This window comes from Stenotrophomonas sp. Sm2128, assembly GCF_030985535.1.
Taxonomy (GTDB): domain Bacteria; phylum Pseudomonadota; class Gammaproteobacteria; order Xanthomonadales; family Xanthomonadaceae; genus Stenotrophomonas; species Stenotrophomonas maltophilia.
On sequence record NZ_JAPTFQ010000058.1, the window covers coordinates 20,003 to 30,885 of the forward strand.

At 68.8% G+C, this 10,883-nt stretch carries 10 protein-coding genes; 4 read left to right on the plus strand and 6 right to left on the minus strand.

Annotated features, from left to right (window positions below):
* Positions 1–52 precede the first annotated feature (52 nt).
* Together O0K41_RS15695 and wrbA are read right to left on the minus strand one after the other, a co-directional pair.
* Entirely contained in the window at positions 53–388 is a 336-nt protein-coding gene (locus O0K41_RS15695; RefSeq protein ID WP_164223012.1) for a DUF2069 domain-containing protein, read from the minus strand.
* Positions 385–978, minus strand: coding sequence for an NAD(P)H:quinone oxidoreductase (gene wrbA, locus O0K41_RS15700; RefSeq protein ID WP_005408181.1), 594 nt, complete (start codon positions 976–978; stop codon positions 385–387). Before wrbA ends, O0K41_RS15695 begins: the two co-directional genes overlap by 4 nt.
* 77 nt (positions 979–1,055) lie before the next feature.
* Here wrbA and O0K41_RS15705 point away from each other — a divergent pair, with 77 nt between their 5' ends.
* Both O0K41_RS15705 and O0K41_RS15710 read left to right on the plus strand, forming a co-directional pair.
* Positions 1,056–2,330: a YihY family inner membrane protein gene (locus tag O0K41_RS15705; RefSeq protein ID WP_005408182.1), complete on the plus strand. Its 1,275-nt coding sequence runs from the start codon at positions 1,056–1,058 to the stop codon at positions 2,328–2,330.
* Positions 2,327–2,896, plus strand: a complete 570-nt coding sequence (locus tag O0K41_RS15710; RefSeq protein WP_005408183.1) for a TlpA disulfide reductase family protein — start codon at positions 2,327–2,329, stop codon at positions 2,894–2,896. The genes O0K41_RS15705 and O0K41_RS15710 overlap by 4 nt, the downstream gene beginning before the upstream one ends.
* Before the next feature lie 607 nt (positions 2,897–3,503).
* Here O0K41_RS15710 and ppk2 read toward each other — a convergent pair.
* From ppk2 to hemA, 4 genes are all read right to left on the minus strand, one after another.
* Positions 3,504–4,286, minus strand: a complete 783-nt coding sequence (gene ppk2, locus O0K41_RS15715) for a polyphosphate kinase 2 (protein WP_164223205.1) — start codon at positions 4,284–4,286, stop codon at positions 3,504–3,506.
* Positions 4,287–4,489: 203 nt separating this feature from the next.
* On the minus strand, positions 4,490–6,202 hold the full coding sequence (locus tag O0K41_RS15720; RefSeq protein WP_164223202.1) for a tetratricopeptide repeat protein: 1,713 nt from the start codon (positions 6,200–6,202) through the stop codon (positions 4,490–4,492).
* Between the two features lie 5 nt (positions 6,203–6,207).
* Positions 6,208–7,290 carry a peptide chain release factor 1 gene (gene prfA / locus O0K41_RS15725; protein WP_164223199.1) on the minus strand — a complete coding sequence of 361 codons (1,083 nt, stop codon included), beginning with the start codon at positions 7,288–7,290 and terminating at the stop codon, positions 6,208–6,210.
* Positions 7,268–8,551: a glutamyl-tRNA reductase gene (gene hemA / locus O0K41_RS15730; protein ID WP_005408187.1), complete on the minus strand. Its 1,284-nt coding sequence runs from the start codon at positions 8,549–8,551 to the stop codon at positions 7,268–7,270. The genes prfA and hemA overlap by 23 nt, the downstream gene beginning before the upstream one ends.
* 63 nt (positions 8,552–8,614) lie before the next feature.
* Between hemA and O0K41_RS15735 the strand changes: the two genes are divergently transcribed.
* Both O0K41_RS15735 and lolB read left to right on the plus strand, forming a co-directional pair.
* Positions 8,615–10,300, plus strand: a complete 1,686-nt coding sequence (locus O0K41_RS15735) for a tetratricopeptide repeat protein (protein WP_187757580.1) — start codon at positions 8,615–8,617, stop codon at positions 10,298–10,300.
* Positions 10,297–10,883: lipoprotein insertase outer membrane protein LolB (gene lolB / locus O0K41_RS15740; protein ID WP_308304527.1), on the plus strand; the 587-nt coding region annotated here is incomplete at its 3' end. The genes O0K41_RS15735 and lolB, both read left to right, overlap by 4 nt.

Here is a 10,883-nt window from a genome sequence, read left to right on the forward strand (position 1 = left end):
TACAGCGGCGCGGGGCCAGGGACACAGATGATACGGCCCGGCGGGCGCAGCGTCAGCGTCGCTTGCCGAAGCGGGCGCGCAGCCCCGGCAGGCTGGCGCTGAAGATCACCAGCAGGGCCAGGGCGATTTCGATCAGCGCCAGCCAGCGTGTTTCCAGGTGGCTCCAGGCGCTCATCACGCCGTGGCTGAACCAGCCCAGCGCCAGCACCGAGGCCCAGAACCCGGCCTTGCGCCAGCCCAGGCGCAGCGCAAAGGCCAGCGCCAGCGGCGGCGCGGTGAACACCAGCTGGGTGGCCAGCCAGTGCTTGTCATTGATGAACCAGCCTGCGAACAGCGCAGCCAGCCCCATCAGGGCCAGCAGCAGGACCGTGCGCGGCGGGCGGCTCATCGGGCCAACCGCTGCGCGATGTCGGCCACCCGGCGGCCCAGCGCGCGGGCCAGCACGGCCTCGTCGTCGGTCGGCTGCGGATCGTCGGCGGCACCGGCCACGTGGCTGGCGCCATAGGGCGTGCCGCCGCTGGTGGTGTGGCTCAACGCCGGTTCGGTGAACGGGATGCCGACGATCACGCAGCCGTGGTGCAGCAGCGGCACCTGCATCGACAGCAGGGTCGATTCCTGGCCGCCGTGCATCGAGGCGGTGGAGGTGAACACGCCGGCCGGCTTGCCGGACAGGGTGCCATTGACCCATTCGGCGCCCAGTCCATCCAGGAAGTGCTTGACCGGCGCGGCCATGTTGCCGAAGCGGGTGGGGCTGCCGAGCAGCAGGCCCTGGCATTCCACCAGGTCCTGCACGCTCACGTAGGGGGCGCCGTCGTCGGGTACCGGCGGCTGCGCGGTCTGGGTCACGGCGGCCACTGGCGGCACCGTGCGCAGGCGCGCGCTCATGCCCGGCACTTCGCCGATGCCCCGCGCGATCTGGCGCGCCAGCCGTGCCACCGAACCGCCCCGGCTGTAGTACAGCACCAGAATCTCGCCCATCGTGCCCGCTTCTCCTCGTCGTGTGGTCGCCAGTATGGCTATCCTGCCAGCATTCCGCATCGGGTACCCTTCCACCGATGGAACCTTTGGATACGCTCAACCTGTGGATGGAGCGCGCGCGGGATCGCGCACGGGCCATCAGTTTCGGCCGCTTCCTGTGGCATCGCTTCCTCGACGACCGCCTGTTCCAGGCAGCGGCGGCGCTGGCCTACACCACGGTGTTCGCGCTGGTACCGCTGGCGATCGTGGTGTTCGGCGTGCTGTCGGCCTTCCCCGTCTTCGACCGCTGGAGCGACCAGCTCAGCGATTACGTCTTCTCCAACTTCGTTCCCAACGCCGCGCGCGCGGCCGAGGGCTACCTGCGGCAGTTCTCGGCCAGTGCCGGCCAGCTCACCGCCGCCGGCTTCATCGCGCTGGTGGTGTCGCTGCTGATCACGCTCAACAGTGTTGAAGAAACCTTCAACCAGATCTGGCGGGTCGGCTCGACCCGGCCCAAGCTGACCCGCTTCCTGGTGTACTGGACTGTACTGACGCTGGGCGCGATGCTCGCGGCGGCTTCGCTGGCGGTGTCGGCGCGGGTGTTCGCGATGCCGCTGTTCGGCACCCAGGAGGGCCGCTGGCTGGCCGAACTGGCACTGCGGCTGGCGCCGATCCTGATCGAGTTCGTCTGCATCACGCTGATGTTCCGGGTGGTGCCGCACCACACGGTGAAGTGGCGGCATGCAGTGCCTGGCGCGATCCTGGCCGCGGTGATCCTGGAGCTGGTGAAGTGGGGCATCGGCGCCTACCTGGGCAGCTTCCAGTCCTACCAGAAGCTCTATGGCACGGTGGCCTTCGTGCCGATCCTGCTGCTGTGGATCTACCTGTGCTGGGTGGCGGTGCTGCTGGGCGCATCGTTGTCTTCGTCGATGGCGGCCTTCCGCTACCAGCCGGTGGAACTGCGCCTGCCGCAGGGCTACGAGTTCTATGGCCTGCTGCGCCTGCTCGGCCGCTTCCACCACGCCCGTGCCAAGGGCAAGGGCCTGGCCGACGATGAAATCCTGCGGCTGGAGCCGATGCTGACCGATTCGCTGCTGCAGGACCTGGCCTGCAACCTGCAGGAGATCGGCCTGCTGCGCCGCGATGAACGTGGCGAATGGCTGCTCTCGCGCGACCTGGACCAGGTGAGCCTGGCCGATCTTTACGAATGTACCCAGTTGCGCATTCCGGTAGCCGAGCAGCACCTGCCGTACCGCGACGACAGCCTGGGCCGTGCCGCATTGGCGGCGCTGGATGATCTGCGACTGCCCCTGCGTGAACGCCTGAAGCGCAAGGTCAGCGATATCTATACCGACTCTGGAGACATGCCATGACCCGCAAGACCCCGTTGCTGCTCCCGCTGGCCCTGCTGCTGGCGCTGTCGGCCTGCAAGCCGGCCCAGGAGCCGACGCCGGCCAGCAGCCAACCACCGGCGCAGGCACCGACGCCGACCGCACCGGCACCGGTCGAGGAAACCCCGGCCGAGCGCACCACCGCCGAGTTCCCGACGCTGAAGATGAAGGCGGTGGATGGCAGCGACTACGACCTGGCCGCGCACCGCGGCAAGTGGGTGGTGGTGAACTTCTGGGCGACCTGGTGTGCCCCGTGCCGCAAGGAGATGCCCGAGCTGTCGGCGCTGCATGCGATGCGCAGCAACATCGAAGTGGTCGGCCTGGCCTACGAGGACATCGAAGTGCCGGAAATGCAGTCGTTCCTGACCAAGCATCCGGTGACCTATCCGATCGTGATCGTGGACCCGTTCGATCCGCCGGCCGATTTCGCCACGCCGCGCGGCCTGCCGCTGACGCACCTGCTGGATCCACAGGGCAAGCTGGCGCACACCTTCCTCGGCCCGGTGACGGCCGCCGACATCGAAAAGCAGATCGCTGCTGCCAAGTAATGGGGTTGGGCGGCAGGGCCTGCGGCCCTGCACCCGCGGTAGTGCCGGCCGCTGGCCGGCAACCCCAGCAACAGCAAAAGCAACAGCAACAGCGGGCTATCCGTGGGATGGCGGGGCGGTGTCGGAGTGCGGGGACGCTGCAAGTACGTCCCTGTAGGCTTGGCAGCCGCATCCATGCGGCTGACACCCCGCACTCCGGCACCGCCCCACCTCTGACAGATTCCCCATGTCTGGTAGATCCACGCCATGCGTGGATGCTCTTCGTTCAATTGTCGAAATAATCGATTTCAATGGAGATTCATCCACGCATGGCGTGGATCTACCTCCGTCACCGGAAATCCGTCGGGGATGGGGCGGTGTGGGTTGGCAGGACCGTTGGCGCCATGGATGGCGCCATCGAGCCCCCATGGGTGAGGGCGCTCCGTTTGCGAAGCACTGCTTCGCAAGCGCCCGAACGCACAGCCGCCAGCGGCTGGGCCGGACCGCGGAGCGGGGTTTACGGCGTGTCCTGCCAACCCACACCACCCCAGCCAACAAGCAAAACTCCCAGAGCCGGCTGTTGTCGTTGCCTCTGCAGGTGCAGGGCCGCAGGCCCTGCCGACCCACCCTAATCCTCGACCGGGAAGTCCTCGATCGGCTTCAGCACATCGTAGTGCTCGCGATGCAGCTTGCCCTTCAGCTTCGGCAGCTCCGGCAACGGCGCATCCACGCGCGTGTCCGGCAACCGGTCCAGCAGGTTGCGCATCAGCGTCAGCCGGCCCAGCCGCTGGTCGTTGAAATCCACCAGTGTCCACGGTGCCGCCTCGCGATGGGTCGCGCGCAGCATCGCCTCGCGCGCCTCGGTGTAGGCGCTGTACTTGCTGCGGGATTTCAGGTCCACCGGAGAGAGCTTCCAGCCCTTCAGCGGATCGAGATGGCGCTCGGCGAAGCGCTTCTCCTGCTGCTCCTGGTCCACGCACAGCCAGTACTTGAACAGCAGGATGCCGTCGTCCACCAGCAGCTGTTCGAACACCGGCGCCTGGCGCAGGAACTGCTGGTACTCGGTCTCGCTGCAGTAGCCCATCACCCGTTCGACGCCTGCGCGGTTGTACCAGCTGCGGTCCATCAGCACGATCTCGCCAGCGGCGGGCAAGTGCGAGGCGTAGCGCTGGAAGTACCACTGCGTGGCTTCGCGGTCGGTGGGCTTGGGCAGCGCCACCACCCGGCACTGGCGCGGGTTGAGGTGCTGGCTGATGGCCTGGATCGCGCCGCCTTTACCTGCGGTATCACGGCCTTCGAACAGCACCAGCAGGCGCTGTCCGCTGTGCTGCACCCAGCGCGCCATGGCGGTCAGTTCCAGCTGCAGCGGCAGCAGCAGTTCGTCGTAGTCCTTGCGCTTGAGCTTGGCCATCGTCACACCACGCGGGGAGGAAGCCCGAGCGTAGCGCAGGGGCTGCCCAGGCGATGTCGACGCCGGTAGAGTCGACGGTCAGTCGACTATCGCGCGCAGCGCGGGGTTTTCGGCTTCCTGCCGAGGGCAGTCGACCAGCAGTCGACTCTACCCAGTCGACGTCATCCAATCGACATTACCCAGCCGACATTACTCAGCCGACATTACCCAGTCGGTTCGGTTGTTCCCAGCCAGCCGTGTTCGCGCGCCAGCTGCTGCACCAACGCCGACAGATCGCGGGCAAACCCGCCCATGTCGAACAGCCCGCTGCGCTCGCGCGCCTGTGCCAGTTCAGCGCGCAACGCCGCCAGTGCTGCAGGGTCGTTGCCCAGCGCGCTGGCGGTGGTGATGAACGCCGCATCGTCGGCGACATTCATCCGTGCCATTCCCAGATGGTGGTTGAGGCTGCCGGCCACGCGCGCGGCGAAGGTGTCACTCGGGCAGGTCAGCACCGGGCAGCCGGCCCACAGCGCATCGGAGGCGGTGGTGTGCGCGTTGTACGGATGCGTGTCGAGGAACAGGTCGGCCAGCGGGTAACGGGCCAGGTACTGCGGATGCGGCAGCTTGGCCATGAACACCAGGCGCGCCGGGTCCAGGCCGGCAGCCTGCGCGGCAGTGCGCAGGCGGGCGTCGGCCTGGCCCGGTCCGGACAGCAGCCACAGTACGCTGCCGGGGACTGCCTGCAGCACTGCGAAGGCACGGCCCATGCTGCGCGGGTTGAGCTTGTAGCTGTTGTTGAAACAGCAGAACACCACGCCCTGCGCGGGCAGTCCGCAGTCCGCACGGGTCGGCGCAGGCTCCAGCACGCGCGTATTGTCTGACGGCTGGAAGGCTCGTGGCAGGCGCAGCACGCGTTCGCTGTAGCACGGCTCCAGTGCCGGCGGCAGGGCGAAGGCATCGCCGACCACCGCGTCCATCCACGGCGCCCCCGACGTGCCCGGATAGGCCAGCCAGTTCAATTGCAGCGGGGCAGGGCGCATCGCCAACACTTCCGGCGTGCCGCCACCGCCCCAGCCGCGCAGGTCGAACAGCAGGTCGATGCCCTGTGCGCGGATGCGTGCGGCGGTATCGGTGTGTCGCAGGCCAGCCACATCATGCAGCTGCGCCGCTGCCTGCAGGCGCTGGCGGATGCGGCTGCCGTCGTCGCGGTTCAGCGCGAACAGATGCAGTTGCAGTGCGGGGTCGCGACGCAGCTGCTCGAACAGCGCCACGGTCAGCAATCCGGTCGGATGTGCGCCGAACCCATTGGAGAGGAAGCCGACGCGCAGCGGGCCGTGCGGGCGCACCGTTGCCGGCGGCAAGGGCCGCACCGAGGCAGCCACGGCCAGCGCACGGGTGTGCGCGCAGGCCAACTGTTCGGCAGCGCTGGCGTCCTCGCTGAGGAAGGCGAACGGCTCGACCACGCCCTGGCCGCTGGCAACGGCGGCGCGCACCTGTGCCGCCAGCGTGTCCAGGTCCTGCCAATCGCACAGGCGACGCTGCCAGGCCAGGCGCTGGGCGGCGATGTACGGCTCGGCCGGCATCAGCCCATGCGCGCGTCGATAGGCCGCCGACGCGCCTTCGGCATCATCGGCATCTTCCAGTGCATGGCCCAGCCACAGCGCAATGCCGGGATGCTGCGGTGCCAATGCCGAGGCCTGGCCGAGCAGCTTGGCCGCATCGCCATGTGCACCGGCCATCCACGCCACGCGGCCCAGCCGTGCCAGCGCTTCGGGGTGATTCGGGCGCAGCTGCAGCGCACGTCGTGCGGCCTGTTCGCCGGCAGCGATGTCGCCGGCTTCCAGTTCCACGTCGGCCAGCATCACCCAGGCGACGAAGTCGTCGGGCTGGCGGGCGATCGCTTGCTGCAGTTGCTGTCGCTGCTGCCAGGCCGACATCGTGCTCAGCCTGCCGACAGCTGGGCCAGGGCGTCGACCTGGTGTTCGTGGCTGAGCCGCTGCAGCAGCGGATCGAGGTCGCCGGCCAGGATGTTGGGCAGGTCGTACAGGGTCAGGCCCTCCACGCGGTGATCGGTGATGCGCCCCTGCGGGAAGTTGTAGGTGCGGATGCGCTGGCTGCGATCACCACTGCCGACCTGCAGGCGCCTCGACTCGGCCTGCGCCGCGTCCTGGCGTTGGCGCTCGGCGTCGAGCAGCTGCGCTTTCAGGCGCTTCATCGCCTTGTCGCGGTTGGCGTGCTGGCTGCGTTCGGTCTGGCATTCCACCACCACGCCGGTCGGTACGTGGGTGATGCGGATCGCCGACTCGGTCTTGTTGACGTGCTGGCCACCGGCGCCGGAGGAGCGGAACGTATCCACCTTCAGGTCGGCCGGGTTGATGACGATGTCATCGACTTCGTCGGCCTCCGGGATGATCGCCACGGTGGCCGCCGAGGTATGGATGCGGCCCTGCGATTCGGTGGCCGGCACGCGCTGCACACGGTGCGTGCCCGATTCGAACTTCAGGCGCGAGAACGCACCACGGCCGACCACCCGTGCCACCACTTCCTTGTAGCCACCGTGCTCGCCGGGATTGTCCGATTCGATCTCGACCTTCCAGCCCTGGCGCTCGGCATAGCGGGCGTACATGCGGAACAGGTCGCCGGCGAAGATCGCCGCCTCATCGCCACCGGTGCCGGCGCGCACTTCCAGGAACAGGTTGCCTTCGTCGCGCGGGTCGCGCGGTACCAGCAGCAGCGCCAGCTCCTGCTCCAGTTCCAGCAGGCGCGCCTGCGCGGCGGCGATTTCCTCGTCGGCCAGCTCGCGCAGGTCGGGGTCGGCGCGCATGCCTTCGGCGGCGGCCAGATCGGCCTTGGCACGTGCTTCATCGGCCAGTGCAGTGGCAACCGGTTCAAGTTGGGCGAATTCGCGCGAAAGGTCGCGGAAACGGGTTTTGTCGGCGACCACGTCGGGTTCGGCGAGCAGGCGTTCCAGTTCTTCGCGGCGCTCGGCCAGCGCTTCCAGCTTACGGCGCAGGGTCGGCGTCATCGGGTCTCACGGGTGGGTGGCGGTAACCCGGCGTTGCCGGGAACAGGCGCTCGGCGGCGCGGGTCAGGTCGGCATCGCCGCTCAGTGCGGCAGCGCGCAGGGCAGCGGTAGGAGGATGCAGCAATCGATTGGTCAGGCCGTGGGCCAGCAGTTCCAGCACTTCGTCGGCCGGCTTGCCGTTGGCCAGCTGCTGGCGCGCGCGTTCCAGCAGTTCAGTGCGGGTGGCCTCGCCGAACGCACGCAGCTGTCGTAGCGGCGCCTGGTGGGCGCTGGCCTGCTGGGTCTCGATAAAACGCGATACCTGAAGGTCGATGATCGCCTCGGCCTCGGCGGCTGCCTCGCGGCGTCCGCGGCGGTTGTCTTCCACCGCGCGCTCCAGGTCGTCGACGGTGTAGAGGAAGGCGTCGTTGAGCGTGCCGACCTCCGCCTCGATGTCACGCGGCACGGCCAGGTCGAACAGCAGCATCGGCTTGTGCCGGCGCGCGCGCAGGGCCTTGGCCACCATCTCGCGGTGGATCACCGGTTCGCGCGCAGCGGTGGCCGAGAACACCACGTCGGCCTCGCCCAGGTGGCGGTCCAGTTCGGTCAGCGGCAGGGCTACGCCACCATGGCGGCTGGCAAGTTCCTGCGCGTGGGCGAGGGTGCGGTTGGCGATCAGCAGCCGGCGCACCTTGCCTTCGCTCAGGTGCCGTGCAGCCAGTTCGATGGTCTCGCCGGCACCGACCAGCAGCACGGTGGAATCGTCCAGCCGCGCGAACGCGTTCTGCGCCAGGCGCACCGCCGCCGACGCCACCGATACCGGGTTGGCGCCGACCTGGGTATCGGTGCGCGCACGCTTGGCCACCGAGAAGGTCTGCTGGAACAGGCGGTCCAGGCGCTGGCCGAGCAGGCCGTGGTCACGCGCGGTCGACCATGCGTCCTTCACCTGGCCGAGGATCTGCGGTTCGCCCAGCACCATCGAGTCCAGGCCGGTGGCGACCCGGAACAGGTGGCGTACGGCTTCTGCATCGGCATGCTGGTACAGGTAGCCCTGCAGGTCGCCGGCCTGGGCCTGCAGCCACTGGTCCAGTGCCTGTGCCGAATCGGCCACGGCATACAGCTCGGTGCGGTTGCAGGTGGACAGCAGCACCGCCTCGGCGATCTGCGGAGTGTCGCGCAGCGAACCGAGCGCGCGCGGCAACGCCTCACCGGCGAAGGCCGCGCGCTCGCGCAGCTCCACCGGTGCGGTCTGGTGATTCAGTCCGAGCACCCACAGGGTCATTGTTCAGTTGCTTGCGATAAGCTGCTGGCCATTGGACGACATTTTAAGGCCCCGATGCCGACGATGCCCGCATTGATTCGCATCCCCAGTGTTCTGCTGCTGTCCCTGGCCTGCAGCCAGGCCCTGGCGGCGGTGCCGGCCAAGGCCCCCGTACGGGCCCCGGCCACTGAGGAACTGGCGCTGGAACCGGTGATGGCCGGTGAGTTCGCGCTGCAGGCTGGCAAGCTGGCCGAGGCCGCCCGCTGGTACCTGCAGGCCGCCCAGCAGACCGGCGGCGACGCCGGCCTGGCCGAGCGCGCGACCCGCATTTCCATGCTCGCCAACGATGACGCCAGCGCCGCCAAGGGCCTGGCCCTTTGGCAGCAGCGCGCGCCGAGCTCGTTGACCATGCGCAGTGCCGCTGCCGCGCTGGCCATGCGCCAGGGCGATGTGAAGGCAGCGCGTGGCGATCTGCAGGCCTTGCTGGCCGACCCGGATGAACGTGGCTGGAAGTTCGCCCTGGCCGCCCTGATCGGCGGCGGCCGCGACCCGGCAGTGCCGGCGCAGGTGCTGGGCGAGCTGGTCGACGCCAACGCCATTCCGCCGAAGATCGAGGCGTGGCAGGAGTTCGGACGCCTTGCCCTGCGCATGGACAAGCCCGAGCTGGCGCGGCGCATGATCGACGAAGTGGTCAAGCGCTTCCCCGAAGAACCGCGTGTGGCGCTGCTGCGCGCCAGCCAGCTGCAGCAGGCCGGGGAGACCGGCAAGGCGCTGTCGCTGCTGCACGATGTGGAGCCGAAGACCCGCCAGGACCCGGAACTGCGCAATGCAGTGGCCATTGCCTATGACAGCCTCGGCCAGCCAGCCGCCGCCGAGCGCGTGCTGGCGTTCGGCCCGCAGGACGTGCAGACCTGGGGCATGCGCGCCTCGCTGTTGGCCAAGCAGGGCGACAAGGCCGCGCTGTCCAACCTCTACAACGAACTGTCGCGGCAGGCGGCCAAGCCGGACCCGGCGCAGCGCCTGCTGCTGGGCAAGATCGCCGAATACCTGAAGCGTTATCCCGAGGCGGTGCAGTGGTACCACAGCGTGCCCGGTGGCGATGAACTGAGCGAGGCGCGCCTGCGCGCGGCCAACGCCCAGGCTCTGGCCGGGCGCCTGCCGCAGGCTTTGGATGAAGTGCACGCGATCCAGTCCGATGCGGTGGTCGACGACGATGTGCGCCGCGATGCCTACCTGCTGGAAGCCGAACTGCGCCAGCGTGCTGACGACAGTGCCGGGGAGCTGGATGCACTGGCCCGCGGCCTGGCCGCCTACCCGGATGACAACGGCCTGCTGTACGCCCGTGCGCTCACCTGGGAACGCCGCGACGAGATCCCGCGCGCCGAGGCCGACCTGCGCAAGATCCTGGTGACCGACCCGGAGAACGTGCCGGCATTGAACGCGCTGGGTTACACCCTGGCCGATCGCACCGGTCGCCTGCAGGAAGCGCTGGAGCTGATCGACCGCGCCCGCGTGGCCGAACCGGACAACGCTGCCATCGTCGACAGCTATGGCTGGGTGCTGTATCGCCTGGGCCGCAAGGAAGAAGCACTGGTGCAGCTGCGCCGTGCCTGGACCCTGGCCAAGGACCCCGAGATCGCCGCCCATGTCGGCGAAGTGTTGTGGGTGCTGGGCAAGCATGACGAGGCCCGCCATTTCTTCGACGAAGCGGCCAAGCTCGACCCTGAAAACCGCGCGCTGCTGCGCGCCCGCGAGAAATTCAATCCATGAGTGTTTCCCTGATCCGGCCGCTGCTGTTGGCAACTGCGGCCCTGGCGCTGACCGCCTGTACCAGCGTGGGCACGCAGAAGATCCCGGCGCCGGCGGTGGTCGAGGTTGTTTCGGCCGAGGCGGCGCAGGCCGAGGCGGCGCGCGTGGCCGCGCTGCAGGCACAGCCGGACTGGGCTTTCCAGGGCCGGGTCGCGGTCAGCAAGGGCAAGGACGGCGGCAGCGGACGCATCGACTGGAAGCAGGAAGGACGCCGCTATGTGGTTGAGCTGAGCGCGCCGGTGACCCGGCAGAGCTGGAAGCTGACCGGCGATACCCATTCCGAAGCCGGTCGCCTGGAGGGACTGGCCGGTGGGCCGCGTGCCGGCGAGGACGCCCAGCAACTGCTGCTGGAAGCGACCGGCTGGGACATTCCGGTCAACCAGCTGCCGGCGTGGATCCGTGGCCTGGTGGCCGGTGATGCTGCCGGTCCGGAGAAGGTCGAGCGTGATGGTGAAGGCCGGCCGCGTCGCATGCAGCAGATGGGCTGGCAGGTGCAGTACCTGGACTGGTACCCGGCCGAGGCCGGGCGCGGGGGGGGGGGCGC